Here is a 26,302-nt window from a genome sequence, read left to right as displayed (position 1 = left end):
TTATAAAATTTACGTCTCAACTTAGGTATCTAGCACAGTATAGTCATTTAAAACTTTTCCTTCTATAAGATGCATGGTATATTCATCAATAGTCTTTCCGCCTATTACATGCTCATAAATCATTCTTCTTACTCTAGTGACATTCATTTTTACATAGGTTACCTTTTCTTTTCCTGGCATATATACTTCAACAACAGGCTCCAGTTTGCAGATGCCTATACATCCTGTCTGTGCTACAATCACGTTATTAATATCATTTCTTTTTAGTTCATCTATAATTGCGCCCATAACTGACATAGCTCCTGCTGCAATTCCGCAGGTTGCCATTCCAATTACAATTCTTGGATTCTTCCTATTAATACCAGGGTTAATATTCTCAAAGGTCTTTTTCCTGATTTTTTCAAGCTCTTCAATGGTTTTCATATTATACCTCCACTTATAATTCTTTGGAGTGCCCAGCAATTACTAATTGTTGTGCTCCTTAATTAGATATTCATCTAGGATTCTTCTAATGTCTTCCAAAGTAACTTTTCCATAAACCTTATTGTCGATTGTCATTACTGGGGCAAGTCCACAAGCTCCTAAACATCTAGTTGCTTCCAATGTAAACTTATTATCCTTCGTAGTTTCACCTATACCAATGCCTAATTCTTGTGTTAATCTTTTAACTAATAGTTGACTTCCCTTTACATAACAGGCTGTACCTAAACACACTCTTATAACATGTTCGCCCTTTTGTACTAAAGAAAAATAATGATAAAAGGTAGCTACTCCGTATATTTCGGTCATTGGTATTTCAAGTCCGTCAGATACCATCCTTAAAGCTTCCTCTGGTAAATAGCCGTAAAGTTCCTGTATTCCATGAAGTACAGGTATTAGACCACCCTTGACTTCCTTATGTTTTTCAATAATATTTAACACTTTTAATGTTCTGTTATCTAAACCACTTTCTGTACATTTGCAGGAATTTACCATAAGAATCACTCCTAACTTTGTTAAATTTTTAATTATCCTAATATCATAATATTAAAAACGTTATGAATATTCAATACTTTTATTAATTTATTTTAAATATAATAACGTCAAAAAAGGCTATGATTATACAAATTAATAAGGTATAATCACAGCCAAAATATTATTGATTTTTTATATAACTATTTAATTTTCTCTTAAAATATCTTCATATCTAACAATCCCTAAAGGACTTACTCTTGCACCGATTACTCCTTCTTTTGATACACATCCTATTTGAGGATGAAATAAGAATATCCAAGGACAATCTTTTGCTATTATACTTTGAGTTTCCTTATACAATTGAACTCTCTTTTGAGGGTTTACAATTTCCTTTGCCTTATCCATAATGCTTGTAACTTCTGAATTGTTATACCCTGTAAAATCTGTTGAATTAGCAGGATTAAACATTGGCTGAAGGAAGTTATCCATATCTCCAGTATCTGAAAGCCATCGGCTTAAAAACAAATCACATCGGCTTAAAGCTTCTTTTGTATGATATTTATCAGGAGATATTTTTTCAACTATACAATCAATACCCACTGCTTTTAAATCTTCAATAATACTACGAGCAAGTTTACTAAAAGTAGTTTCGCTGCTTTCATCTCTTATTAAGAATTTAATTTTTGAGCCTCCATGGAGTTTTCTTGAAATAATTTCTTTTGCAGCTCTTGGATTATAATCAAAGCCAGATAAATAGCTATTATCAATCATATTGGTAGGAAGAGGTCCTTTAGCTACTTCACCTAAGCCTCCTAGAATATTATTTATTATTTTTTTCTTATCAATTGCCAAATTCAATGCTTTCCTAATTTCAGCATCATTAGCAAAAATTGAATTATTCTGCAAATTAAAACCTGCATAATAGGTAGCCATTATACTTCTATAACTTATTTTAAGAGATTTATTAATAGATAAGGCATCAACTTGGGTTTTATTATCGATGGTAATAAAGTCACATTCATTATTCATAAAGCTTTCAACAGCTTTAGTACCGTCAAAATTTATAACAATCTTATCTACATAAGGTGCCCCCCCAAAGTAGTCCTTAAATGCAGTTAACACACATCTTTCCTTATCCATACTTTCAAGAATATACGGTCCGCAGCCAGTAAGCTTTCCTTTTTCCACATCTTCTTTAGCAAAAATTGAACATACAGATTGTCCTAAATTAACTAAGAAGCCTGTATATGGCTTAGTAAGCTTAATGGATAATCTATATCTATCCAATATTTTAATACCATTTACTTCTCTTGATCTACCTTGTAAAAATTCCGCTGCTCCCTCTATTTGATCTAAAAACCAGCTATTTGGTGACTTTAAGGCAGGGCTTAATAGCCTTTCATAGGAGTACTTAATATCCTCAGCGGTAATTTCTCTTCCATTATGAAATTTGGCTCCTTTTCTTAGATTAAATATCCATGTTAAATTATCTTCCTCTACATTCCAGCTTTTTGCTATTCCAGGAGTAATTTCACCGGTTGAACCTATATAAAGCATGGAACCATTTAAATTATAAAGAATTTGAGCACTATTAGTATCAAAAGCCATTTGAGGATCCATTGTTAAGGGTGCATCAGTTATAAAGGTTTTTACAAGTGTATCACTTTTTTCAGTTTTATCTATTTTTTCTAAAAGCTTTGAAGATATTGTTTGAAGATCTTTTGATACATCTGATAACATGTTCAAAGAAGTTTTTGTATACTGGGTATTAAGTGATGCTGTTTCTACCATGCCAAGAACTTTTTCTGATGTTCTATTCATGTCTTCAGTTGCCGCAATTATTCCCTCTAAACTTTCTGTTTGCTTTGAAATTGCCACATTAATTTCCTCAGTAACACTGCTAGTTGTACCAACAGCATTAATTATATTATTAAATACTTTCATTGTATTATTAGCAATGTCTGTACCTTCAATTACTTTATTCATACTATTGTCCATGGCCTTAATAGTCTCTTTTATGCTGTCGTTTATTTCATCTATAGTCGTAGAAATCTGACCTGCAGAATCTACACTTCTTTCTGCTAAGTTTTTAACCTCCTGAGCAACTACAGCAAAGCCTCTTCCTGCCTCACCAGCTCTTGCTGCTTCAATTGAGGCGTTTAAGGAAAGCAAATTTGTGTGATTTGCTATATCTTTAATAATAGCAAGCATATCATTTATATGTGCCGATTTAAGGTTTAGATCATTTACTACTTTTTTTGCTTCTTCTACAGATTCTTCTATTACTTTCATAGCCTCTATGGAGTTATTTACTGCTTCACTTCCGCCTTTAGCAATATCCATTGTCTGCTCGGCTATTTGCCTTGAATTTTCCGTACTTGCAAATACCTCTTCAGCAAGAGCAGAGTAATTACTTACTTCACTTACTACCTTTTCAATTGATCCCATCTGTACTTCAACGTTTTCAGCAATTTCATGAGTCAAGGCTATTAAATTCTCAGCTGCAAAGCCAGTTTCCTCAATTTTTTCATTAATTCTATCTACAATACATTTTTGATTATGCTTTAATACTGCAATGCCACTCTCATTTGTAATGGGAGCTGCTGCGTTTATTAAAGCTTTTTCATTTAGATTTATTTCTTCAATGGTCTTGTCCTTTTTAAATCCAAACATGTTATCACCTCATTTTAGAAATTTCTACTATAATTCTACAATATTTTCTAGATTCATGCAAAATATTTATTCAAGTAATGAAAAAAATAATTCAAAATTTTAATTTTTAATTATTTTCTAATTTAAGTTTAAAATAATTTAATTATTGAAAGAATATATTTAATAATTATCTTTTATTAATCTATCTAATATCATTAGTGATTATTATTGCTTATATTATTTCTTAACTCAATTTTCTTAAAAAGGAGCTATATTATGGAAATAGGATTACAAACCTTATTAAAGTGTCCAAAATGCGGAAGTACTAATTTTGAACTAATAAGAGAAGCAACTTACTTATACACTTATGACCTTGATAGTATAAATAATGAGTCCTGGTTAACTAAGGAAGCTTCCTATCCCTTCCTGTTTAATAATAGAGAGCAGATTAAAGAAGAGGAAACCCTAAAATGTAAGAATTGTTCTTCTGCTTTTCCTTGTTCCTTAAATAAGGATAATAAGGAAATGAAACTAATTATTCTACAAAAGGCCATTAGGTCCGACTTTCAAGAAAATCCTCAATTTTTAGGTTAAATTTTACTTCTCTAAAAAAAAGCTATAGCATTAACCAAATTGCTATAGCTTAAATTCATGTATTAATTTACTTATACCGCAGCTTATTCTTAAATTATACTTGTTCTCTTCTTATTCCATTCCAGATGTCGTTAAATTCAGACATCTTATCTTCAATCTGATCAAAAAATTGAAGCTTGGCATCTAAATAATTCATCTGTTCTTCCACATTCATCTTAGATATTGACAAATCTTTTAGCATATCACTAAATGTAAGTTTGTACGTACTGGTAAGGCTATCAGCAGCTTTATAAATTTGAGTTTTTAAATCCTCAATACAATTTATTGTATTAACTTCTAAGGCAGTAAATAAATTAGAATACTCCCCTTCAACAGAATTCTTAATAGCCTCAATCCAATTTCTTTTTATTTCATTAAGCTTCTTACCATCAGTAGAATAGGTACCTATCTTATTTTCTAAAAAGTGATTTACGCATTTTTCTAAGAAATTCTCTCTAAAATCTATACTATTTAAAACATCCTCTTTAATATTTATACAATCAATATTTATGGAGGGAATTTTAACAAGAGATTTTCTGTTAAAGGCATGATCAACCTTAGGTACAGTAATAATAAAATCCTTCAAATTATAATCCTTCTTAATCTTTTCACTAAAGGAATGAACTATTTCCTTTATTGCTGCATCACACTGTTTAAAATAATTCTCTTTTAGATCAATATCTGAATTTATTGTATTAAGTATGTTACCAATCAAAGCATTCAATTCCTCTTCAATTTCAGTATTATTAACCGATAGATCAATACTAAAGCCCTTAGTCTTCATTTCCCTTAAATCATCTTTATCCTTCATTCTAAGCCTCATAAAGAATCTATCCAGCTTTTCCTCATAAACATCGCTAATGTCTTCTATACTTTCTTCCCTAGATTCATTTATTTTAGAAATTAAATCCTCTTGAAGCTCTGTAAAAATTAAATTTTGGTTTATCTCTTTATCAATTAAATCGAAGGTATCCATCATTTTTTGAAGCATATTTTCAATTTCTTCTATTTCTTCTTGTTTTTCAATTTTTGCATCTATTATACTCTTAACTAAATCAAGATTTTTAAGCCTAACAAATAATTCATCAATACTCCAGATGATTGATGAGTATAATTCAGTATTTGCCTTCTGAATAGCCACATAGGTTGTATAATCCATTAATTTAGGGATTCCGCTTCTCTCCCTAAGAGTATTAAGGCTTACGTCATTAAGTCCTTGAAAGCATTCAAGTTTCTCAAGTTGATCATCTACAAAGCTTAAAACTGTCATCTGATTCTTGCCTATATATTTTCTCTTTAATTTTTTAAGTCTAAGTCTTAATTCATCACCGGAAAGTTGTGACATTCTCTTAGTTTCACCTAAATATTTTAATTCGCTGCTGTCTAATTGAGATACCTTTATAATATCAAAATATGATCTAGCTGAGATTCCAAGTACTATAAACCCACTATAGCCTAGGCTATTTAACTTGCTCCTTAAGTAATCTAGAAATCTTACCACAGATTTATTTTCACATTCGCTCATATACATTTCATCCAGCTTATTTACTGCTACAATTAATGAATAAAACTTATCATGTTTTTCAAATTGAGTCTTAATATCTCTGAAAAACTCTTCTTCATCAGTAGTTAAATAATTTGAGTAATTAACTAAGAAAATTACCACATCTGATTTCTCAATCCACTTATAGGCATTTCTCTTATGCATATTTATTCCTTGACTAGAATTATTAGCTCCTGCATAATTAGGCCCAGGGGTATCAATAATAGTAAAGGTGGCAAAGTCATTGCTGTCTTTTACATAGTGAATTTCCATGTCGTCAATTGCACTTTCCTCTTCTGAATTATTCTGGGCTTTCTTAAATTCATTATAGGTATATTTGTAAATTTCCTCAGGTGAGTCAAAATAAATATTCTCAGGACCGTAAACTAATCGAATTTGATCATTTATACTCTTTTTATAAATACAGGTATTAGGTGTAGGTAATTCTAGACTTGTAGGAGCATATTGTTCCCCGAGAAAGGAATTAACGACAACACTTTTTCCCGATTTTTTAGTTGCCATAACTGAAATATTTAAATTTCTTTCTTTGGCGCTATCAAGATTAACTTTTATTTTATTTAGTATACCTACAATATTATCCTTTTCAGAGGAAAGCTCATCTATTACTTCTATTTCATTTATTAAATCCTGGGCTTTTATTATTGACCTTCTCAATTTATAAAAGCCAGTTTTAAAGGCATTTACTCTTGCTCTTTCACCTTTTTCTTTTTTCATTGTAACTTCAATATCTAAGTTTAAGTAATTAAGAGCTTGAATTACATCACTTAAAAAGTTTTTATCTTCTGTATCTATAATGATCTGGTGAATATCAAGATCATATTCATTAAGCTCTTCAAGTAATTCACTAAAGGATAAAATATTATCCTTTTCAATGAAATTAGTTTCAAGATTTCTGATCTTAACATCTATGCCAGAAAACTCAATTTCTCTTGCTACTCTTAGAATGTATAGATAACATTCATCTATAGTAAGTTCTTCAATAAACTTATACAACTCCTTATTCTTATCAATTATAAAAATAGGGTTGTCAAATGAATACCCTTCTAAAACACTTTGAACATATGCTGAATCAGATTTTACTCCATTTATCTTAATTACCTTCATAACTAAGCCCCCTATCTTAAAACTTTCGATTATTTACCAATTCCATTAATTAACTCTATTGCAACAGGTCCAAGTAATACAATGAACAAACTTGGAAATATGAAAAATACCAAAGGAAACAAAATTTTTACAGGTACTTTCATAGCTGCCTCTTCAGCCCTTTGTCTTCGTTTGTCCCTTTCTTCCTGGGACTTGATTCTAAAGATCTGCACCATACTCATTCCCAGCTTTTCACCTTGAAGGATACTATTGATTAAAGACACTAGGGATGGAAAATTTAATCTCTCCTTTAGTCCAATAAAAGAGTCTCTTCTTGTTTTACCTAGCCTTATTTCTTCAAGACAAATATGAAATTCTGAAGCTAATACCCCATTGCTTTTTGAAATCACCTTATTCATTGCTAAATCAAACCCAAGCCCTGCCTCTAAACTTACTGTAAGAAGATCTAAAAAATCTGGCAGTTCCTTAAGAGCCACAGTATATCTTTTTTTTATCTTGGAACTTATATAAATATTAGGTAAGAAAATACTCATTACAAAACTAGCAAGCATAAGTAAAATGATAACTAATAGTTTTCCTCCAATTAATTTCTCAAAGATACCAACAGATAAAGGAAAACATATTCTAAACAAAAGTATGTAAAATTGAAATTCAGCACTAGTTATACTCCATGGGTTTCCCATTTTAAGCAAGGCTTTTTCTAATTTTTCTTCCTGCTTAGTCGAAAGCTTCTTAGTATAATAATCACTGCCCTTTTTTCTAAAAAAATTAATTTTCTTCTTTATATTTTCCTCGCCTTTTTTTATATCAACATTTGCATTAGGCTTCGTTTCACCCACATAATTTTTATATCTCTTTTTTATTTTCATTTCCCCTTTACGAGATAATGAATAAATGAATAAACATACAAATACTAATGTAACTACAAAGGAAAGTTCAAGCAACATACACTACACCTCGATTTTAGAAAGTTTATTTATCAATATAAATCCAATTATCATAAAGAAAGCTCCAACCCCTAAGCCTATTTTACCAATTAAACTTTTAGTAAAGGGTGCCATATACCCTGGGTTGATTAATGATATTACTATAAAAAGTGCAATTGGAAGAAAACCTACTACCTTTCCCGACAATTTTCCTTGAGCTGACAAGGATTGAACATGTCTTTCTACTTCATTACGTTCTCTAATAGTTTTAACTATTATCTCTAGAATCATTGAAAGATTTCCTCCAACCTGCCTCTGGATTAAAATAGCTTGTATCATTATATCTAGGTCGCTACTTGGCATTCTTGTTTTTAAGTTGTTTAATGCATCTTCCATGGTTATTCCATAATTCATCTCTTTTAAAAGTGCTGTTACTTCTTCTTTTACAGGAGACTCACATTCCTCAGCTACAGTCTTCATAGCTTGAGCAAAACTTAATCCGGCTTTTAAGGATCCAACGATTGTCATAATCATATCTGGCAGTGCTTCGTTAAATTCCTTAATTCTTTTTTTTCGTTTGCTGCTTAACCAAAACTTAGGTAATAAATATCCAATAACGGCACCAGGAATTACAAAAATAAAACTTTTTAAAAGCAGTGCTAACGCAAATCCAAGGAATACCATTGAAATTATAACTAGAACAATGTATTCTTCAATATCCATTTGTATGCCTGAACTTCTAAGTATCTGCAGAAGCTTCTCACTAGTTTCTTCTGATGTTTTGGCCCTTACAAATTGATAAATATTTTTAAGATCTACAAACTTTAGTTGTTCTTTACTCGTTTTATCCTTGGATTTCTTATGCTTTTCATTTATATCAAGATAATATCTAAGTCTTTTTTCTAACTTCTTGTCCCTCAAAATTAAAATATATAAAATTCCGAAAATCATCATAAAACTACACAAAAAGTAAAATAAAAAGATTATTTCTTTCACAATTACCACTCCTCTACATTAAATATAGATGCTGGTACCTCTATGCCTGAAGTTTCAAGGCGCTCATAGAATTTTGGTCTTATACCAGTTGGAGTCATCTTTCCAATTACTTTTCCTGATTTATCTACACCAGTTTGATTAAATGTAAATATATCTTGAAGCACGATAACATCCCCTTCTAAGTCTTGAACTTCAGTAATATTAATAATCTTTCTTGTACCGTCTTTAAGTCTTGACTGCTGAACTATTAAATCTATACCTCCTGCTATTTGCTGACGAATAGCCTTAATAGGAAGCTCCAGTCCTGCCATTAACACCATCGTTTCAAGACGAGATATCATATCTCTTGGACTATTTGCATGACCTGTTGTAATGGAACCATCATGCCCGGTATTCATAGCCTGTAGCATGTCCAATGCCTCTCCGCCACGGACCTCACCTATTACTATTCTATCTGGTCTCATTCTTAGAGAATTTTTTACAAGTTCCCTTATCGAAATAGCTCCTTTACCCTCTACATTAGCCTGCCTGGATTCCAAAGAAATAACATGCTGCTGTGATAACTGCAGCTCTGCAGCATCTTCAATTGTTACTATTCTTTCGTCGTCAGGTATAAAAGCAGACAGTACATTTAGAGTAGTTGTCTTTCCTGAACCTGTACCACCACTAATTAATACGTTAAGTCTAGCCTTTACACAAGCATCCAAAAATTTAGCCATATCTGCTGAAATTGTGCCAAATTGAATTAAATTATGAATAGTATAGGGTTCTTTTGCGAACTTTCTTATTGTAATTGTTGGCCCATTTAGTGCAAGAGGCGGAATTATTATATTTACTCTAGAGCCGTCTGGAAGTCTTGCGTCCACCATGGGGCTGCTTTCGTCTATTCTTCTTCCAAGTGGTGATACAATCTTATCAATTACATTCATTATTTGGTCGTTATCTCTAAACCTTACATCTGTAAGGACAATTTTCCCACTTTTTTCTACATACACCATATTGATTCCATTCACCATAACTTCTGATATATCTTCATCTAATAAAAGAGGATTTATAGGTCCAAATCCAGTTACGTCGTTTATTAGTTCTTCTACTACCTTCTTCGTATCAACAGTTTTAAATGAATTATCTTCAGTATCTATAATCTTTTGAGCTATTGAATCTATTTTAGGGATAATGTTTTCAACATCATCATCTTTTTTAGCTTCATTAATAATTATTTTTTGAAGCTTTAATTTATATTCCTGCTCTTTACTTAATGCCACACCTGAAGCTTTGTTAGCTTCAGAAGAAACAATCGACTTACTATCAGATTTTACTTGTTTCTTTTCATCTTCAATTTTGCTTACGGTATTTATTTTTTCAAGTAAGCTCATAATATCTCTCCTTATTGAGTCTTATCGTGCTAAGATTCCCATTAACCCGCCTTTTCTTTTTCTCCTTCTTCTGTTTTGTGAATTTTCCATGTTAAATTCCCTGGTAATAGAAATTATATCCGAGGTTATTTTCTCATTTGGTTTGCTAATTACGAAAGGAATTCCTATATTTAGGGATTTGGTAACCACTTTAAAATTATTCATTACATATATAATGTCATTAGTCTCAAGTATGTCTGGAACTTGTGATGCCTTTGTTAAGGTTTCGGTGTCTGATCTGTTTACTATTACTCTTAGTTTACTTTCCATATTTAATTTTTCAAAGGTTCTAAGCATTGTTTTCGTATTTCTAAGGGCAGAAAGTTCTAAATCCGTAACTATAAAAACTAAGTCTGCCTTTTCTATGAAATTTAAATTTATTTCAGAAATACCGGTTGTAAGATCTGCTATGAAAAATTCATTATCTTCCCGTAATTTATCGCATATTACTGGAATCATGTCTGGAGTTATTAAGTCAGCTAGTTCTGGCTTTAGTGGTGCAGATAGTACCTTTAATCCGCTGTCATGATTATATAGATAATCTGAAATTCTTATATTTTCTAATTCATCCTTTTGTGCCAAATCACTAATTGTATATCTTGGTTGTATATCAAGAGCTAGATTTACGTCTCCAAACTGAAAACTACCATCAACAATACAGGTGGAAAAGCCTTTGGAAGCAAGAGTTGCTGCCACATTAACTGATACTACAGTTTTACCCACTCCCCCTTTACTACTTACAAAAACCGCCATTTTACCTAGTTTTTTATCAATTTCCTCTTTCATATTTGCGGGCTCCTCCTAGTAATTTCTTTTAATTACTTCTTTTCAAATTTACTTCGTAAAACAAATTTTAGATTTCCTCTTTCATCAGCGTTATCGATGGTTTTAATCTGGTCAGGATTCAATTCTAAGGTTATTGAATTATATTCTGCTTGAGTAGTATTTGCTGCACCTTGAGTCGTACTTTTAGCACTCGCTGCTGCATCTGTGGACTCCTCCATTCTCTTTCCTACAGCTAAAACTCGTATATTCTCTAAAATGGTCTGTGTATTAATAGTTCCATCTTTTGCTTTTTCACTAAAAATTACGTCTACATAATCATCAGGTTCTATAAAAGTAGAAACTGATTCTACATAATTTACTTCGATAGATATTGCCCTGTTTCCTTCCTTAACTTTTCTTGATAAAAATGAACTTTCATCTGTTTGATTTGAAAATCTATCTATAAAAAGCTGTTCCCCAGCTTTCATATCCACAAGGGCATAGCTCCCATCAATATCCTTAATATTTTTTATTGCCCCTGGAATTATTGAATTCACGCTATAGGCCTTAAACTCAAGTAAGTCACTTGTAATTTTTTGATCCTTTTTTATATTCTGTTTTAAGACAACAACGTTTATTAGATTCTTATCATTTTTATACTTATTATCTAAGTTTTTAACGTAGTTGCTAAATAAAAAGGTTGTAACAATAGCGAATACCAATGCCCCAATTAATATAAACTTTGATTTCATATAATCACCTACTCCACTAATTTTGCTGCGTAAGCACCATTATCTGCTACATCACTGCTTCCTGTGCCTGCTCCAGTTTGCCTTATAAAATAACCTTTCACTGCAGAATCATTAGATCCCATTGGCTCTGCTAAATAAAAATAAGCAAATCCAGTTATTTTAATTGATTTCAACTGATTTGTTGAAGCTTCATAAGGTTCATAAACCAATATTTTAATTATTCTAGGATCATCTTTATGACTTTCATCATATGCTGCATAGGGGGAATTTTGAATTCTATAATTAACTCCATCTACTGTTTTCCCTTGAATATTTCCTGTTTGTGTGTCAATAATCTGTCCAACATGAATATCTTGATTATAACCATATCTTAGATTATCAGAGTATAAATCTGCTCCTACACCACCAAGTGCTAATATACCAAAATTACCAGCTGTAGAATCTCCAGCATCTACTTTTAAAGTGTACAATGTATTAGAGTCAAATATAGTATCTTTATTGATACCAAAGGGTACTGCTCCAGAGGTTTCAACCATAGGATAAATTGCCGCAGTAGAAGAAACATCCACAGGTGTATTATTAAAACCAAAAATTTTCATAAAATACAAAGGAACATTCTTTTCAAGGGTTACTTTGACTTTGTATTCCCCGTTTGGTTTAATATCTAAAGCTTTTAAGCTGCTTTGTTCATTGTTTGCAGAAAGTATTTCATTTACAATATTAGTAATTGATGTACTAGTTCCTGTAAGTTCTGAAGCTCCAGATAATGCAGCCGCATCTGCAGTTTTTCTAAGCTCAATTTTACTTAAATATAGCCTTCCGCCATCGATTGCTAAACCTGTAATAAATATGATTATCGCAAAGGTTAGAGCAAACCATATTAAGCCTACTCCATCTTCTTCTTTTAATAATTTAAATTTTTTTATCAACCTAACCACCTCTATTCTATACGTATTGTAGATTTAGCTGTTGCAACAAACGGAGAAGGTAAAATAAGATTCGCTAAGGGTGTAATATATTGTAATTTAACACTTAAATCAACGGTTACAAAATTTCCTGACTTATTTAGAGAAGCATCTGTTGTAGTTGTTGTTGAATTAGGTTTGCTATAAAGTACATTTGCATTAAGTGTATCTGCTGAAGCTGAATCAAGCTTGTTATGAGCATAGGTATATACGTCGTTAACTCCTCCAAGACTAGCAATACGTGCAGATTCTTGGCATATTAGATTTAGCCTTGATTCGGCATAGATAATTCTTCCAGTATCTATGATCATACAAATAAATAATATTAAGATTGGTACTACTAATGCTGTCTCTACAAGAGCTTGTCCTTTTTTCTTTTTCATATAATAACTGCCCCCTTTGATAAAAGGCTTATAAGTGCACCACCTGCAATTGCTATACTGTAAGGGAATTTTTGCATAAATGGTGTTGTTGAAAATACTAATTTGCATCGATATCCACTAATGAGTCCTATTAAAAAGTAAATAAAGCTTCTAAAAAAGTTTATGGTTTCTTTATGAAATATTATTATTATAAGTGCAATTGCTCCACCTATTATACACATATACAGGGCTGTATTTATGGCAAAAATACCTCCCTTTAAAGCTCCGATAAGTGCTAAAAGTTTTACATCACCTGCACCAAGGCCTCCTAATATAAATGGTATAATAAGGATTGCAATACCAGAGGCAAATCCAAGGAGTGAAACCCTTAATCCAGAAAATCCATTAAGAATTAACTGTAGTAATAGTACAGAAAATAAGATTGGAAAAATAATTTTATTATATATTTTTCTAACTCTTAAGTCTGTTATGCAGCATGCTACTAAAGTTATAATAAGAAGGATATTAAATATCAACACTCTAACCTCCTATTTTAAAGGCTCTACAAAATGCAGAGCCTTATTATCTAAGAAAATCTTTTTGCTTTTTAATTTTTTGTATTATTGAGCTGCTGTTCCAGATGATATTTTAGCTCCTAAATTATTAGTAATATTGGTCCAAGCAGCTTGAATTTGTCCACTGAAAGTTGTTATTAGTCCAATACATGCTATAGCTATTACTCCTAATACTAATGCATATTCAGTCATACCTTGTCCTTCCTCTTCAACCATTAATCTTTTAACCATGTTTAACATAATTTTTTCCTCCTAAAATTTTTATTTGTCTATTTTTTATTTTTTATTATTGAGTTGGTGGTGATGTATTTTTCACTAGTTCATTACTTAAATTAACTCTATGAGTCCAAGCAGCTTGAAGATTTCCACTGAAAGTTGAGATAATTGTTATGATTGCTATCGTAATAACTCCTAATACCAATGCATATTCAGTCATGCCTTGTCCTTCTTCTTCATTTAGTAATCTATTAACAAGCTTTAACATATGTTCACCTCCTTATTTTACAGGTAGAGCTATTCTTTTTTAATAAATTATAACTGCTTGTCCAATTTTTAAATTAGTTTTTGAAATAGTACCACCTTTAAGTTCAACTACTGATACTGCATCCTTAACTTTTCTTCCTATTTTTCCAGGTTTCATATTTTCGTCAATTTCTACGATTATGCTGTTTTTGTTAAGATATAAGACATCAATATTGTAATTCATAAAAAAAGTATGTATTTGATTACAGTGGCTAATGTACATAGATGTATCTGGTGACATCTCCTTTGTAAACATTAAACCTTTTAATCTTTTAAAAAAGTTATTGGCAATTAATACATCTTTACATATATTTTCATTTTTTGTTATATTTTTAATCATATGTTTTCAATTCCTTCCTCCAATAATTCTATTATAATTTCCATTAAACAAACTTAATAGACTGCAATAGTCATATTATTTCCAAATTAAGTCATAAAAAAAAGGGACCTTAGTCCCTAATTTTCTATGATATGGAATTATAATAACTTTCTATCCTATTTTCTAGTGCGAAGATTGTAGCCTTAACTCGATCATCGGTATTAATTTTCTTAAAAATATTTGATATGTAATTTTTTACAGTTTTTTCCGATAAAAACAGCTCTTGTCCGATTTCTTTATTACTCAAGCCTTTTGAAATCTTTATTAAAATTTCCACTTCACGTTTTGTTAAAGAATCTATAATATTTTGCACCACATTGTCTTTCTTTTTTATTTGTGAAAAAAGTAAAGAAACTAGAGATTTATCGATGTACTTTTCTCCACCATATACTGTCCTTATGGCATTGACTATTTCTATGCCACTAGATTCCTTTAGCACGTAACCATCAGCACCCATTTCAATAGCATTATTTAGGGTTCTTCTTTCATTTTCAATAGTGAGAATAATTACTTTAATATCCTTTCCTTTTTCTTTAAGCATTTTCATAACCTCTATACCATTAAGTTTAGGCATATTAAAGTCCAGCACCATAACATCTACTTTTATATACTTAATTATCTTTAGTGCTTCTTCGCCATTACAAGCCTCTCCAACCAATTTCAAATCATCTTCCAAACTAATAAGTTTTTTAAGGCCTTCTCTAATTAACTCATGGTCATCAGCTATTAATACATTAATCTCCGTTTCTATCATCCTTTATCACCTCTCTATTTATTGGCAGCTTAACAATATAAGTAGTTCCGCTTCCAACTGAAGATTTTATTTTAAGTTCACCTTGAAGCTGGTAAACTCTATCATAGATTCCAATAAGTCCAAAGGATTCAGCATTACTTCTCACTCTTTTTAATGTATCCTTTACATCAAAACCTTTACCATCATCTGAAATAATAAGCATTAAATATTTAGTTCCAAAATCCAATTTTACTTTTGTATGTTTTGCATTTGAGTGTTTCTTAATATTGTTAAAGACTTCCTGAAGAATTCTATAAACAGCAACCTGAATAATTGGTTCAATTTCTTTTTTTATAGGTTTTAATATAAATTCAACTTCGATCTTTGTTTCTTTTAGAATTGTATGAACAGTATCATTAATTGTTTGATTTAATCCTACCTCTTCTAGAAGCATGGGTCTTAAGTCATAAATTATACTTCTAACTTCTTTTAGAGCTACCTTCACTGCTTCCTTTAAATCAGAAAGTTCAGAAAGTGCCTTCTCAACATCTTTCTTTATAAATTTCTCGCATATATCTACCTTCATTACTACATTTGCCATATGCTGCGCAGGTCCATCATGTATATCCTTAGCTATTCTCTTTCTTTCATTTTCCTGTGCTTCAAGGATTTTTATACCCATATACATTTCAGAACTCTTATCTGAACTTTCTATTACAGGCAATAAATCCCCCTCTAAATATCCTAAAGCAATACTTACTTGATTAACAACTTTTTCCGCTTGATTAATATTTTTAAGTGATTGCCTTAGTGCAATTTCTAGGCTTGTCCTTTTGTCTCTTAAATTTTTTTCCTCATTTTGCTTACCAAAATATTGTATCCTCACTTCAGAAGCCTCTTCATAAGCATACTTGATATCAAGTTCAGTATATTTATCAAAGTTTGCTGAAACTTCTGCAAGTTTTTGTCTCATTGCCTTATCCTCTTTTTCAAGGTTATCTACTTCGTGAATTATATTTACCATTCTACTCTTAACTTCACTTAGCTCATATTTTAGCTTTTCATATTCTTTTCTTAAGGATTCTGCAATTTCAACTATGGATTCTCTGCTGGAGCCTATTTCACCTATGATTTTTTTTGTAATTTTATTAATAGTCTCAATATTGAAATCTTCTTTTCTCACTTTATCACACCTTAATTAAAATATTAATAATATTATATTAACTGTAATAGTAATATCTAATGTGACTTGAAAATATTAATAATTTAATACATTTTTGTTAACTAATAATTAAAATTATACACAAAAAAGGCAAAAAAATAAATACTGTGCAGTTATTACTAAATTGATTAGTTTCAATTTCTATTATATACTTAACTAAGTTGATGTAAAGGAGTATATATTATGGGGAAAAATTTTAAGTTATTAAAAAATACCAACACCGACTATTTAGTTAAAATTAAAGTTAATAAGCTCTTACACAATTTTAGTGTAGATAGAGACTTTACTTTATTTCTAATAGTTGGTTTATTTACAGGAATTGCTAGTGGTATCAATTCAACTATATTTAATAATTTTTTAAGTGATGTGTACAAGCTCTCAGCTTCAGCAAGAGGAATAGTTGAATTCCCAAGGGAACTGCCAGGTGCACTCATAGTTATTGTTTTAGGTATATTATCCTTTTTAGGAGATATAAGAATGGCTATAGTTGGTATGTGTTTTGCTTCCCTAGGAATGCTTGGTCTTGGGCTATTTTCTCCAAGTTTTGCAGGAATGCTTGTGTGGATGATGCTATTAAGCCTTGGAACTCATATTTTCATGCCCTTATCTGCAGGAATAGGCATGGATCTTTCTGATAAAGAAAAATATGGTATGCGACTTGGAAAATTTAATGCCTATAATCTTGTTGCCACAATAATAGGTTATGCAATTGTATGGATTGGTTTTAATTATTTAGGCCTCACCTATAAAATTGCCTTTATTATTGCCTCTATCTTTTATATATTTGCTGCTTTTATACTTGGACTAATGAAGCAAAATAAAAAAACTGCTAGGAAAATGAAATTTGTCTTTAGAAAGGAATATACCTTATATTATATATTATGTACTGTAAATGGTGCGAGAAAGCAAATATTTTTAACCTTTGCCCCCTGGGTATTAATTCAAGAATATCATCTAAGTCCACCAACCTTTGCCATACTTGGATTTATTGTAGCTACCTTAAGTATACTTACTAGAACTGCAATAGGAAATGCTATAGATATAAAAGGTGAAAGATTCGTGCTTTCACTTGAAGCTATAGTATTAATAGTTATATGTATGGGCTATTCCTTTGCTTCTAAATTATTTCCTACTAGTATAGCTGTCGTAGTAATTGCAGCCTGTTACATAATAGATAATTCTATGAGTGTTGTTGAAATGGCTAGGTCTACCTATATTAAAAAAATAGCAGTACATCCAGAGGATGTAACTCCTACCCTATCTGCAGGTACAAGCTTCGACCATGTTATTGCAATGACCATTCCGTTTTTCGGAGGGCTTTTATGGTCTAAACTAGGTTATCAATTTGTTTTTTTATTTGCAGCACTTATAGCTGTAATTAATTTGTTTTTATCTATGAAAATAAAAACAGTTTGATATTCATATTTTAAAGGATAATTTATTCTACCCTTTTAATAGTTTGCTTTAATATTAAAGAGTCTGTTATGGATTCACCATAGCAGACTCTTTGATTTTGATGTAATAACCTTAAAAACTAAACTAACAAAACATTAGAAAATCCATTATTATTAGCTATTTCCTTTAAATTCTTCATTTCATCTTCAGAAGGAGCCTTCATATTCTTATATTCTTCCCTAACACCAAAGTGTCTGTATCTAATAATCTTATATCTTATTTCTTTAACCTTTTGATATTCCTTAAGCATATTGGTTATTTCATAAACGGTTTTTCGATTATTTAGATAATTGGCAATAACTACAGTTCTTATTTCAAATAATTTCCCAATGCTTGCCAAGTACTTGGCATTTTCCAGCACAATTTCATTGCTTTTTGAGGTTAGCTCAATATGCTCCTCATTATCAATGGACTTAATATCAAGCATTACAGCATCTGTATATTCCATAAGTTCTGGATAATCAGAAAATCTTATTGAGCCATTTGAATCTATAAAATTAGTAAGTCCTAATTTTCTGGTTTCCTTAAATAAAGGTATTAAGAAATCCTTTTGAAGAGTACACTCCCCTCCAGAGGTTGTAATGCCCTGAATGAAAGGCATATTCTTTTTAATTTTATCTACTACTTCCTCTACACTTAGGTTTTGTATTTTAGGAGAAGCATTAAATCTGCATACCTTTATACAGGTATCACAGTCAATACAAATTTCCTTCTTCCACAGAACTTTGCCTTCTACAACAGAAAGTGCATGAACTGGGCACTCAGAGACACATTCTTTGCAATTTATACAATTATTAATAGTCTCAGGATTATGGCAGTACTTGCAGTTAAAATTACAACCTTGAAAAAAAATAGCTGTTCTATTTCCAGGACCATCTACAACGCTGCTGTCAATTATTTTGTTTATTCTAGCTTTATTCATTTGTACTTCTTACTTTTCTATCAAAGATTCCATACTCATTTAGTGGCTGCTGAGCATATTGTATGGTATCATAACTTACTTGCTGCCCACTATTTAATTTTTCAAGGTCTGATTTCTTTACAAGATAGCCCGTAACCCTTATTAAATCTCCATCTTCTGGGTATGCAGAAATATATCTCATACCAGAAGCAAAGCCTCCATTGAAGATATCTAAAACTGCCTGCGGATTTTCCTTTGCTGTATGATCAAATGGGAAATGATCACCTATTCCAGATGGAAAATATTTATGGAACATTCCAGCTTGTTTTAAATGGTCATATAGAGGAGTTTCCTTACCTATAGCTATTCTTACGCCAGCAGTAGTATCTTCATCGTTAGCAGCACCTACCTGTGAGTGTAATATAAATCTATTACCCCATATTTTTCCGTACTTACTTTCAAATTTATCTACTCTCTTTTTAATAGTATCTAAAATTTTAACTCCTAATTCATTTGCTTCCTGGTCCTTGCCATAGCATAAATTCTTTTTATCTAATTCCATTAGCTTATTAACACATTCATGCATTCCAACCATTCCAAACAAACCAACAAATCTATCAAGCTTTACGAATTCTTCTTTAACTAAAAAGTTTGATTTGAAGAATGGAGTTTCTTCAACTATAAATCTAATTTTACTTTCCATAAATTTAGTCATAGAATCAATAGCTTCTACTAGCTTAACCTGAAAAAAATCCTCTACAGAATCTGAATTTAAAGCTATTTTATTTAATCTTAGTCTTGAAAGTGTAAAGGCTCCGCCAGCAATTGGAAGTCCATTATAGCAGCTTGCAATTCCATAATCTCCATTGAAATCTTCTCTAAACATCTTGTCATTTGCAAAGGCCGGATTTGCACAAACCAAGGAGGTACTTACACATTTTAAAGCAAATTCATTGCTTGTTTTTTCCTTATCATAAAGGATAGTTAAATTTGGAGTTACATCTTGAAGTTCTTTTTCTAAATCAATAATAATATTACCGGCTAAGGTCTCTTCAGGGCCAATATTAGCATGTGAAAAGCTGTCATTAATTGTTCTGTCTAAATGAATTAAGAACCATTTTATTTGTTCTCTTGCCTGTACTTCATCAGTAATAAATGGATTTAATAGTTTATCAATACTGCCTAAATAAACAGGAAATCTTGTTACTGAAGGAACATGATGATAAAATACCAAAAGTATATTAATTGCATCTGTTAAGGTTTTAGCAGGTTCTAATCTTAGGAATTCACAACCTTCCTTAATTAACTTTTCATAATCAGGTAAAATATATCTAGGAGCATAAGGTGCATGACCTTCATCAAGATCACAGATAATTCCTTTGTTAACAAGTTCAAAGAATCTTTCATCAGCTCCAGATGGATACGGCAGCTGATTTTCAGCCAGCTTAGCAAGTCCATAGGTTTGCTGCTCATAAGTAAGCGCTGAGTTCTTAATTGTTCTTAAAACTTCTTCTTTTGTTTCTTCAATGTTTTTGTAAATCTTCACTTAAACTCCCCCAGTTTCTTATTTATTGATAACATTTTCTATTGATTATAGTTTATCAATAATGCTATTATAAAATAAATGACAACTGTCACATTTTATAAAAAAGGAGCCGCTATGAATAATTTTTATAATTCTTTAGAAAAAATACTTGAATTTTCATTCTCTCAAGAAGAAAAGCCCTTATATGACACAAGAGCTTTTTTAAAGGATTTTTCATTTGATCTAATTCAAATATTGAGTTTAAAAGAGAATACTATAATCATTAAGAGTAATGAAAAATTAGAATTTATATATATTCTAGTAAATGGCACTACTTATGTTGAAAATTATACTCTTGATGGCAGGCGTATTATAGCTGACACTCTTAAGGCAGCTCAAGTTTTTGGATTAATTGAAGCTATAAATTGTGAAAATTATTATAAAGGCACTGTAATCACGCTGTCTAAAGCTTTACTCGTTAAAGTAAATAAAGATAAATTTTTAGAAGCAGTTTATAATGATATTCAAATTGCATCTATCATAATAAAATACTTAGCATATTTTTCGACCCACTCCATAATGGTCTCAGAATATAAGTCATCAGTATCATCCTATGAAAATTTAATTATTTACTTATATAACAAGGTTTTAGGCAAAAGTCTGCCACATAGAATACATGATAATAAAGCTTTCATTGCAGATTCCCTTCAAATAAATAAAAGAACACTTTATAGATATTTAAACAAATTAACAAATGAAGGTATTATTTATAGAGAGGGTCAAGAAATTATTATATGCAAAAATAATTTTACTAAACTCGAACAACTCTTTAATACTATTAATAATTTGTAGTCATTCAAAGTTTTAATAATAATTATCCATCTAAGTCACTAATGTTTACCATCATAATTTTATCTGTCTTTAAATCTCTTACTTGTATAACTCCATCTTTGTCTGTACCGATACTCTCAAGCCAAACAGGATTATTTTTATATGTAACATCTATAATGCCATAAGATTCTAATATTTCTTCTAATCTTTCTTTTTTCAAGCTCATCATCTCCTCTTAATCATATCATTAGAAATAATTAATATTTTATACTTGATGCATTTAAGCTTACTTTAGATATTTCTACAATTAAAATAAGTCCAGTGAACCACTGGACTTTTATTTTGCCTAGAATTCTTTCTTCTATTAAATTATTTTAGCATTGTTTTCTTCAATAACTTCGATAAAGGCCTCAGCGATCGTTGGATCAAACTGTGTTCCGCTGCAGGTTTTTAGCTCTTCAATAGCCTCATCATGAGTTTTCCTTTTTGAATAAGGTCTGTTTGAAGTCATGGCATCAAAACAGTCAACTACTGTTAAAACTCTGGCAAGGTAAGGTATATCTTCACCTTTTAAGTTATCTGGGTATCCCTTTCCATCGTATCTTTCATGATGATGTAATATCAGTGGAACAATTTCGTCTAAAGATTCTACTGGCTTTATTATCTCCACTCCATTCTCAGGATGCTGCTTCAATATTTCCCATTCCTCTTTAGTTAATGGCATTTTCTTATTTAAAATTTCTTCCATTATATTAATTTTACCAATGTCGTGCATATAGGCTCCATAAATTAGTTTTTTCTTATCTTCAGCACATAAATTAAGCTTTTCTGCAAGCATTCTGCTGTATACTACAACCCTTTCAACATGACCATAGGTATATCTATCTTTCGCATTAATAACGCTTATTAAGGTTTTAATGGAAGTAATAAGATCTATATGCTTATCTTCAATATCTTCTTTTAACTCATCTAATATTGAATAATAAACTTCAACCCTATTTTTATTAAAGAACTTTGCTCTATAAAGGGCATCATCAGCGGATTTAATTAGCTCAACATCATTTTTTGCCTTGTCAGGAAAAACCGATACCCCAATAGAAGCAGTTAATTTGCCATGGGGCTGATTCTCTTCCCCTTCAAAAGGTGTTTCTTGAATTTTAATTCTAATATTTTCTGCTATATTAATTGCAGTTTGTTCCGATGTAGCAGGTAGTATGATAGAAAATTCCTCTCCTCCGTACCTAGCAACAATATCTTCCTCTCTCACATTGTTCTTAAGGATAAGTCCAATAGTTTTCAGTACCTCATCACCCTTTTGGTGCCCATAAAGGTCATTATAATTTTTGAAATGATCTATATCTAAAAATATTAATGAAATAGGCTTTTTATCTATTTCATAAGATTTTATTTTCTCAAGTAAAGCTTCATGAAAGAATCTATGGTTGTACACTTCAGTAAGCCCATCTTCATTTGCAAGGTTTTTCAGCTTTCTTATATGTTCACTTTCAGTTTTTACATAAAAACCGAGTGTCCATGCAGTAAGTACAAAAACGCCAGCTATTATTAAGTCCTTTTCAAAATATATATTTTCGCCTGTATGAGGTCCATATATTAAATCCATAGCTAAGATTAAGGCAGAAGATAAAAAGGCAATTACCGCACCTTGTTTCATACCTGATTGAATAGTAGTGGTTAAAATAATAAATAAGAACAAAAATTTAAAGTCGCTTTCTTGTGCATTTGTAATAAGTATGATGACCAAGAATATAAAAATAAATATAAAATTTTCTATTAACTGAATTCGTGCAATATATTTTTTATTAAACTTTTTAGTAGTTGAAAAAGCCCAAATGGAATAAACTAGTGATAAAACAAACACTACTATTATAATTATACCCATAACCATAGTTAATGTGTAACTTGAATTATCTAAAGGTATTTTATAATAATTAAATATAAATTTAAAAAAACCCATTCCTGAAAATAAAAGCGAAGTTAATTTTACTACTGATACTATATCATTTATCTGCTTTTTTTCATCGTCTATTTTGCTCATGCTTTCACTACCTTGTTAAAATTTAAAAATGTCAAGGCCGGATAACCGACCTTATAATTATTCTTCTCTTAAGGATTTTGGTTCTTCTGGCTGATAATTAAAGAAAAAACAAGCTGATGATGCTACAATAGAAGCTACTAAAGTTGCAGCAGCTGCAACCATTACTAATAGTCTTTTTTTCATTTCGCTCACCTCCTTTTTTTATATGCAAATATTCGACTTAAAAACTTATCCATATTATGCACTGTACTATGTCCTGCTTTTGTAAGGGTAAATGCCTGCCACATAGTACCACCATAAACACATGAAGAATACACTAAAAAACTTTTATTTTTCGTGTAAAAATAAATACCTAAACTAGCTATAACAAGTATTGTGTAAATGCTTAAAACTAAACTGGAGCCTTTTTTCATCCTGTCTTTTTTTTCTTTCTTCTTAATTGGTTTTGAAGGGCTGTCAACAGGCGCTAGCTTATAAATCAGATAATAGCTTATTACATAAATTACAATGCCAAGAATATATAATACACTTGGAGTAATTATATTAGCAATTAGAAGTTTTAAAAATAAAGCTAACCCAATACAAACTATAGTTGTTATTGCAGCACATTTACCTGGAGAAGCTGCATGTGCACCACCAGAGTATTTTCGTAGAATGCTTCCAGTAAGACAAACTATAAGCGCCTCTATTGTAACGTGAAAAAATAGTCCAAAAATAATAACAAGAAAGATAGAAAAAGCAATATCTATTATGGCAAACATACCATAAGCAATTACGTCTCTTTTATCATTATCTAATTTTAATTCCTCGGAAATTTTGGCAGCTATATTATTTGTAAGCCTTTCCATATTATATACTCTTCAACTCATTTCTTTTACTTAATCTAATATAATAGCAAATTGCGAAGCATCCAAATAACAGCAAGGAAGGGTAAGAATATAATATTTTTAACATAGGATTATTAAAAAGAAGATTAATATCTTTTTTTAGAATATACTGAATGAAAAAAACATTAAATGCTTCACATATAAATTCAAGTAGAATTATAATAATACCAGCTCTAATAGATTGAATAATTTCAAATTTATTTATAATTACTGATAATGTAATAAGTAAGATTAAATTCAATATTGCATCTGTACCATTTTGTATTGGAAGGAATCGAATAAGATAGACAATTACAGATTGAAGCATACAAGAAAGAAAATATCTCTTAAATTGAATTTTATATTTTGCATATGCATAAGCCGCTAAATAGAATAGCAGACTTTCAGGAATTCCCCTTAATAAAAACTCCAAAAATGATACTCTTAATAACATACCCTATCTCCCTTAGTAAAAATAGATTATAAATATTGCTTTAAATTAATTCATCAAACTTTTTTCTTTTAATTCTATAACACTTTTAATACAGCCATAAATAATAATAAAAACAAATGCTCTTATAAATAAATCACCTATACTTAAAATGCTGTAGCCAATATCAATATAATCAGTTAATAATTTCAAATTACTTATGGAACTTCCAATAATATGTATATCCTTAACTTTCAAAAAAGTATCTGGCTTAATATATCCAGTAATATAAGATAAAGTTGGATACACCGGCATTTTTCCGTTGTTTGCCGAAATTACTATCTTGTTTAATACTGTTCCTATTATAACAGCTGCAGAACCAAATATTGCGTTAACATACTGTTTATATTTAATAATTAAAAGGAAAAATGTACAAAAGTAAACTTTCTCTAAGATGCCTGCATATTTTATTAAGTTATACTTTCCCAAAAACACTTCTGCATTTAAAAACACATAAAAAATCGCAAAAAAAAGTATAGGATATATTTCCCAAGACCTAAAAATGGGGTTCAGCTTGTACCCTTTTAGTTTAGCCACAAGCATAGCAAGGAGTATAGTTTCTATCATGACATAAGTTCCTCAAACTTTTCTAATATCTTAATTTAATTTTTTAAAATAGAGCAATAAACGAGATTTCCCATTATCAATTCAGTTAGCTACATTATACCAGAATTCTGTATTAAGTGCTATAATTTTCACATTTAATTATGTTACTGAACTAATTTTAAAAATTAATTTAGTCATCTAATATAGAATTAATATAATAAACGAATACTCTTTTTAATATTGAAATTTAGATATCACCAATAAGACGTTGTGACAACATTTCAAAGTCCTCCATGAATTGCTTCATTAGATTAGGCCTTCTTCTTACAGCTAAGGGGTGATAGGAAACCATGGTTGAAAATCCCATCATTACATGCCATTTCCCGCGTAAATCCTTTACATGAGCATCTTTATTATCAAACATCCACTGAACAACAACATCTCCTAAACAAACTATAAATCTGGGCTGAATGGCTTCTATCTGTTTTTCTAGAAATGGTTTGCTGAAGGATCTTGCCTTTTCCTTATTATAACTTCCTTGAGGCCTGCATTTCAATAAGTAGGTAATATAAACGTTATCAGCTGAAAGATTTATTTGATTTAAAGCCAATTGCAGCGTAGCTCTTGTTCCACAAACATAATCTTGTCCATCTTTATTTTCACGAGCCCCTGGGTTATCCAAAATAATGATAATAGGTGCCTTTGGGTTTCCTTCTCCCCAGATAATACGAGATTTAGCGGTACATACTTCACATTCCAAATAACTTTCGGCTTCAAAAGGTATTTTATCCTCTGTCCAGATCACAGGTACAAATCTTGAATCCATAATAATTCCTCCATTTAGAATTTATTAAAAACTAAAGATATCATTGATACTCCTAATATTAATTCTTTATTATATTCTTTTCATTATGGGTTTTTTTTATGTGAATGACCTTGGTGTGATTCAACGCTTATTTATCACTCATACAAAACAAGTCTGCATATATTTATTTTGCTATATTCCTATAACTTCTTAAAAAGAGCATGCTTCTTTGCAGAGACCTAATTTTATATGCTTCATAATTCTTTAGGATATTAAAAGCCACGCTAAATATTACTTTAGCGTGGCTT

29 protein-coding genes are annotated in these 26,302 nt (G+C 30.6%); 3 read left to right on the top strand and 26 right to left on the bottom strand.

Annotated elements, in window-relative coordinates:
* Positions 1-21 precede the first annotated feature (21 nt).
* The 3 genes from ACJDUG_RS12510 to ACJDUG_RS12500 form a co-directional block, all read right to left on the bottom strand.
* Positions 22-423, bottom strand: coding sequence for a (2Fe-2S) ferredoxin domain-containing protein (locus ACJDUG_RS12510; RefSeq protein WP_406770218.1), 402 nt, complete (start codon positions 421-423; stop codon positions 22-24).
* Between the two features lie 42 nt (positions 424-465).
* Positions 466-975, bottom strand: coding sequence for an NADH-quinone oxidoreductase subunit NuoE (nuoE, locus tag ACJDUG_RS12505; protein WP_406770217.1), 510 nt, complete (start codon positions 973-975; stop codon positions 466-468).
* A 183-nt stretch (positions 976-1,158) separates the two neighbouring features.
* The gene (locus ACJDUG_RS12500) at positions 1,159-3,627 is read right to left on the bottom strand and encodes an ABC transporter substrate-binding protein (protein ID WP_406770216.1); all 2,469 of its coding nucleotides are present in this window, start codon (positions 3,625-3,627) and stop codon (positions 1,159-1,161) included.
* A gap of 255 nt (positions 3,628-3,882) precedes the next feature.
* Here ACJDUG_RS12500 and ACJDUG_RS12495 point away from each other — a divergent pair, with 255 nt between their 5' ends.
* On the top strand, positions 3,883-4,200 hold the full coding sequence (locus ACJDUG_RS12495; protein WP_406770215.1) for a hypothetical protein: 318 nt from the start codon (positions 3,883-3,885) through the stop codon (positions 4,198-4,200).
* 94 nt (positions 4,201-4,294) lie between these two features.
* Here ACJDUG_RS12495 and ACJDUG_RS12490 read toward each other — a convergent pair whose 3' ends face one another.
* The 14 genes from ACJDUG_RS12490 to ACJDUG_RS12425 all read right to left on the bottom strand — a co-directional run bounded on the left by ACJDUG_RS12490 (position 4,295) and on the right by ACJDUG_RS12425 (position 16,480).
* A complete protein-coding gene (locus tag ACJDUG_RS12490) occupies positions 4,295-6,907 on the bottom strand; it encodes a dynamin family protein (protein WP_406770214.1) in 2,613 nt (870 codons plus the stop codon).
* Positions 6,908-6,936: 29 nt separating this feature from the next.
* The gene (locus ACJDUG_RS12485; RefSeq protein WP_406770213.1) at positions 6,937-7,854 is read right to left on the bottom strand and encodes a type II secretion system F family protein; all 918 of its coding nucleotides are present in this window, start codon (positions 7,852-7,854) and stop codon (positions 6,937-6,939) included.
* A gap of 3 nt (positions 7,855-7,857) precedes the next feature.
* Entirely contained in the window at positions 7,858-8,787 is a 930-nt protein-coding gene (locus tag ACJDUG_RS12480; RefSeq protein ID WP_406770212.1) for a type II secretion system F family protein, read from the bottom strand.
* Between the two features lie 44 nt (positions 8,788-8,831).
* Positions 8,832-10,205 (bottom strand): TadA family conjugal transfer-associated ATPase, encoded by a 1,374-nt coding sequence (locus ACJDUG_RS12475; protein ID WP_406770211.1) that lies wholly within the window; start codon positions 10,203-10,205, stop codon positions 8,832-8,834.
* A 21-nt stretch (positions 10,206-10,226) separates the two neighbouring features.
* Positions 10,227-11,030, bottom strand: a complete 804-nt coding sequence (locus ACJDUG_RS12470) for a CpaE/TadZ family protein (protein WP_406770210.1) — start codon at positions 11,028-11,030, stop codon at positions 10,227-10,229.
* 32 nt (positions 11,031-11,062) lie between these two features.
* On the bottom strand, positions 11,063-11,761 hold the full coding sequence (cpaB, locus tag ACJDUG_RS12465) for a Flp pilus assembly protein CpaB (protein WP_406770209.1): 699 nt from the start codon (positions 11,759-11,761) through the stop codon (positions 11,063-11,065).
* A gap of 8 nt (positions 11,762-11,769) precedes the next feature.
* On the bottom strand, positions 11,770-12,690 hold the full coding sequence (locus tag ACJDUG_RS12460; protein ID WP_406770208.1) for a pilus assembly protein TadG-related protein: 921 nt from the start codon (positions 12,688-12,690) through the stop codon (positions 11,770-11,772).
* An 11-nt stretch (positions 12,691-12,701) separates the two neighbouring features.
* Entirely contained in the window at positions 12,702-13,109 is a 408-nt protein-coding gene (locus ACJDUG_RS12455; protein WP_406770207.1) for a TadE/TadG family type IV pilus assembly protein, read from the bottom strand.
* A complete protein-coding gene (locus tag ACJDUG_RS12450) occupies positions 13,106-13,624 on the bottom strand; it encodes an A24 family peptidase (protein ID WP_406770206.1) in 519 nt (172 codons plus the stop codon). The genes ACJDUG_RS12455 and ACJDUG_RS12450 overlap by 4 nt, the downstream gene beginning before the upstream one ends.
* Before the next feature lie 84 nt (positions 13,625-13,708).
* Positions 13,709-13,903 carry a Flp family type IVb pilin gene (locus ACJDUG_RS12445; protein WP_406770205.1) on the bottom strand — a complete coding sequence of 65 codons (195 nt, stop codon included), beginning with the start codon at positions 13,901-13,903 and terminating at the stop codon, positions 13,709-13,711.
* Positions 13,904-13,949: 46 nt separating this feature from the next.
* Positions 13,950-14,147 carry a Flp family type IVb pilin gene (locus ACJDUG_RS12440; RefSeq protein ID WP_406770204.1) on the bottom strand — a complete coding sequence of 66 codons (198 nt, stop codon included), beginning with the start codon at positions 14,145-14,147 and terminating at the stop codon, positions 13,950-13,952.
* A 39-nt stretch (positions 14,148-14,186) separates the two neighbouring features.
* Positions 14,187-14,525 (bottom strand): DUF192 domain-containing protein, encoded by a 339-nt coding sequence (locus ACJDUG_RS12435; RefSeq protein WP_406770203.1) that lies wholly within the window; start codon positions 14,523-14,525, stop codon positions 14,187-14,189.
* 124 nt (positions 14,526-14,649) lie between these two features.
* Positions 14,650-15,318: a response regulator gene (locus ACJDUG_RS12430; RefSeq protein ID WP_406770202.1), complete on the bottom strand. Its 669-nt coding sequence runs from the start codon at positions 15,316-15,318 to the stop codon at positions 14,650-14,652.
* Complete coding sequence (locus ACJDUG_RS12425; protein ID WP_406770201.1) at positions 15,299-16,480, bottom strand: sensor histidine kinase; 1,182 nt, start codon at positions 16,478-16,480, stop codon at positions 15,299-15,301. Before ACJDUG_RS12425 ends, ACJDUG_RS12430 begins: the two co-directional genes overlap by 20 nt.
* 222 nt (positions 16,481-16,702) lie before the next feature.
* Between ACJDUG_RS12425 and ACJDUG_RS12420 the strand changes: the two genes are divergently transcribed.
* Positions 16,703-17,935 carry an MFS transporter gene (locus ACJDUG_RS12420; RefSeq protein ID WP_406770200.1) on the top strand — a complete coding sequence of 411 codons (1,233 nt, stop codon included), beginning with the start codon at positions 16,703-16,705 and terminating at the stop codon, positions 17,933-17,935.
* Between the two features lie 118 nt (positions 17,936-18,053).
* On the opposite strand, the gene ACJDUG_RS12415 is transcribed toward ACJDUG_RS12420, so the two are convergent.
* The gene (locus ACJDUG_RS12415; RefSeq protein WP_406770199.1) at positions 18,054-18,896 is read right to left on the bottom strand and encodes a YjjW family glycine radical enzyme activase; all 843 of its coding nucleotides are present in this window, start codon (positions 18,894-18,896) and stop codon (positions 18,054-18,056) included.
* Positions 18,889-20,421: a YjjI family glycine radical enzyme gene (locus ACJDUG_RS12410; RefSeq protein WP_406770198.1), complete on the bottom strand. Its 1,533-nt coding sequence runs from the start codon at positions 20,419-20,421 to the stop codon at positions 18,889-18,891. The genes ACJDUG_RS12415 and ACJDUG_RS12410 overlap by 8 nt, the downstream gene beginning before the upstream one ends.
* 114 nt (positions 20,422-20,535) lie before the next feature.
* Here ACJDUG_RS12410 and ACJDUG_RS12405 point away from each other — a divergent pair, with 114 nt between their 5' ends.
* A complete protein-coding gene (locus tag ACJDUG_RS12405) occupies positions 20,536-21,252 on the top strand; it encodes a Crp/Fnr family transcriptional regulator (RefSeq protein WP_406770197.1) in 717 nt (238 codons plus the stop codon).
* 22 nt (positions 21,253-21,274) lie between these two features.
* On the opposite strand, the gene ACJDUG_RS12400 is transcribed toward ACJDUG_RS12405, so the two are convergent.
* The 7 genes from ACJDUG_RS12400 to ACJDUG_RS12370 all read right to left on the bottom strand — a co-directional run bounded on the left by ACJDUG_RS12400 (position 21,275) and on the right by ACJDUG_RS12370 (position 26,015).
* A complete protein-coding gene (locus tag ACJDUG_RS12400) occupies positions 21,275-21,451 on the bottom strand; it encodes an H-type small acid-soluble spore protein (protein WP_406770196.1) in 177 nt (58 codons plus the stop codon).
* Between the two features lie 144 nt (positions 21,452-21,595).
* Positions 21,596-23,287 (bottom strand): bifunctional diguanylate cyclase/phosphohydrolase, encoded by a 1,692-nt coding sequence (locus ACJDUG_RS12395; RefSeq protein ID WP_406770195.1) that lies wholly within the window; start codon positions 23,285-23,287, stop codon positions 21,596-21,598.
* Positions 23,288-23,344: 57 nt separating this feature from the next.
* Entirely contained in the window at positions 23,345-23,470 is a 126-nt protein-coding gene (locus ACJDUG_RS12390) for a cyclic lactone autoinducer peptide (RefSeq protein WP_406770194.1), read from the bottom strand.
* Between the two features lie 5 nt (positions 23,471-23,475).
* Entirely contained in the window at positions 23,476-24,135 is a 660-nt protein-coding gene (locus ACJDUG_RS12385) for an accessory gene regulator ArgB-like protein (protein ID WP_406770193.1), read from the bottom strand.
* Position 24,136: 1 nt separating this feature from the next.
* Positions 24,137-24,607 carry a hypothetical protein gene (locus ACJDUG_RS12380; protein WP_406770192.1) on the bottom strand — a complete coding sequence of 157 codons (471 nt, stop codon included), beginning with the start codon at positions 24,605-24,607 and terminating at the stop codon, positions 24,137-24,139.
* A gap of 45 nt (positions 24,608-24,652) precedes the next feature.
* The gene (locus ACJDUG_RS12375) at positions 24,653-25,210 is read right to left on the bottom strand and encodes a DUF5317 family protein (protein ID WP_406770191.1); all 558 of its coding nucleotides are present in this window, start codon (positions 25,208-25,210) and stop codon (positions 24,653-24,655) included.
* A gap of 226 nt (positions 25,211-25,436) precedes the next feature.
* Positions 25,437-26,015 (bottom strand): uracil-DNA glycosylase, encoded by a 579-nt coding sequence (locus ACJDUG_RS12370; protein WP_406770190.1) that lies wholly within the window; start codon positions 26,013-26,015, stop codon positions 25,437-25,439.
* Positions 26,016-26,302 lie beyond the last annotated feature (287 nt).

Source organism: Candidatus Clostridium stratigraminis, from assembly GCF_045310675.1.
Lineage (GTDB): Bacteria > Bacillota > Clostridia > Clostridiales > Clostridiaceae > Clostridium_AT > Clostridium_AT stratigraminis.
Note: the sequence above shows the minus strand (reverse complement) of the source record. Positions and strands in the feature narration are given on the sequence as shown.

Coding starts and splice junctions, on each gene's coding strand:
- ACJDUG_RS12385 (WP_406770193.1), bottom strand. CDS start 24,135: ATGGAAAGGCTTACAAATAATATAGCTGCCAAAATTTCCGAGGAATTA.
- ACJDUG_RS12455 (WP_406770207.1), bottom strand. CDS start 13,109: ATGAAAAAGAAAAAAGGACAAGCTCTTGTAGAGACAGCATTAGTAGTA.
- ACJDUG_RS12375 (WP_406770191.1), bottom strand. CDS start 25,210: ATGATAGAAACTATACTCCTTGCTATGCTTGTGGCTAAACTAAAAGGG.
- ACJDUG_RS12395 (WP_406770195.1), bottom strand. CDS start 23,287: ATGAGCAAAATAGACGATGAAAAAAAGCAGATAAATGATATAGTATCA.
- ACJDUG_RS12380 (WP_406770192.1), bottom strand. CDS start 24,607: ATGTTATTAAGAGTATCATTTTTGGAGTTTTTATTAAGGGGAATTCCT.
- ACJDUG_RS12470 (WP_406770210.1), bottom strand. CDS start 11,030: ATGAAAGAGGAAATTGATAAAAAACTAGGTAAAATGGCGGTTTTTGTA.
- nuoE (WP_406770217.1), bottom strand. CDS start 975: ATGGTAAATTCCTGCAAATGTACAGAAAGTGGTTTAGATAACAGAACA.
- cpaB (WP_406770209.1), bottom strand. CDS start 11,761: ATGAAATCAAAGTTTATATTAATTGGGGCATTGGTATTCGCTATTGTT.
- ACJDUG_RS12430 (WP_406770202.1), bottom strand. CDS start 15,318: ATGATAGAAACGGAGATTAATGTATTAATAGCTGATGACCATGAGTTA.
- ACJDUG_RS12480 (WP_406770212.1), bottom strand. CDS start 8,787: ATGATGATTTTCGGAATTTTATATATTTTAATTTTGAGGGACAAGAAG.
- ACJDUG_RS12440 (WP_406770204.1), bottom strand. CDS start 14,147: ATGTTAAAGCTTGTTAATAGATTACTAAATGAAGAAGAAGGACAAGGC.
- ACJDUG_RS12390 (WP_406770194.1), bottom strand. CDS start 23,470: ATGAAAAAAAGACTATTAGTAATGGTTGCAGCTGCTGCAACTTTAGTA.
- ACJDUG_RS12510 (WP_406770218.1), bottom strand. CDS start 423: ATGAAAACCATTGAAGAGCTTGAAAAAATCAGGAAAAAGACCTTTGAG.
- ACJDUG_RS12405 (WP_406770197.1), top strand. CDS start 20,536: ATGAATAATTTTTATAATTCTTTAGAAAAAATACTTGAATTTTCATTC.
- ACJDUG_RS12370 (WP_406770190.1), bottom strand. CDS start 26,015: ATGGATTCAAGATTTGTACCTGTGATCTGGACAGAGGATAAAATACCT.
- ACJDUG_RS12415 (WP_406770199.1), bottom strand. CDS start 18,896: ATGAATAAAGCTAGAATAAACAAAATAATTGACAGCAGCGTTGTAGAT.
- ACJDUG_RS12490 (WP_406770214.1), bottom strand. CDS start 6,907: ATGAAGGTAATTAAGATAAATGGAGTAAAATCTGATTCAGCATATGTT.
- ACJDUG_RS12475 (WP_406770211.1), bottom strand. CDS start 10,205: ATGAGCTTACTTGAAAAAATAAATACCGTAAGCAAAATTGAAGATGAA.
- ACJDUG_RS12485 (WP_406770213.1), bottom strand. CDS start 7,854: ATGTTGCTTGAACTTTCCTTTGTAGTTACATTAGTATTTGTATGTTTA.
- ACJDUG_RS12445 (WP_406770205.1), bottom strand. CDS start 13,903: ATGTTAAACATGGTTAAAAGATTAATGGTTGAAGAGGAAGGACAAGGT.
- ACJDUG_RS12435 (WP_406770203.1), bottom strand. CDS start 14,525: ATGATTAAAAATATAACAAAAAATGAAAATATATGTAAAGATGTATTA.
- ACJDUG_RS12500 (WP_406770216.1), bottom strand. CDS start 3,627: ATGTTTGGATTTAAAAAGGACAAGACCATTGAAGAAATAAATCTAAAT.
- ACJDUG_RS12420 (WP_406770200.1), top strand. CDS start 16,703: ATGGGGAAAAATTTTAAGTTATTAAAAAATACCAACACCGACTATTTA.
- ACJDUG_RS12495 (WP_406770215.1), top strand. CDS start 3,883: ATGGAAATAGGATTACAAACCTTATTAAAGTGTCCAAAATGCGGAAGT.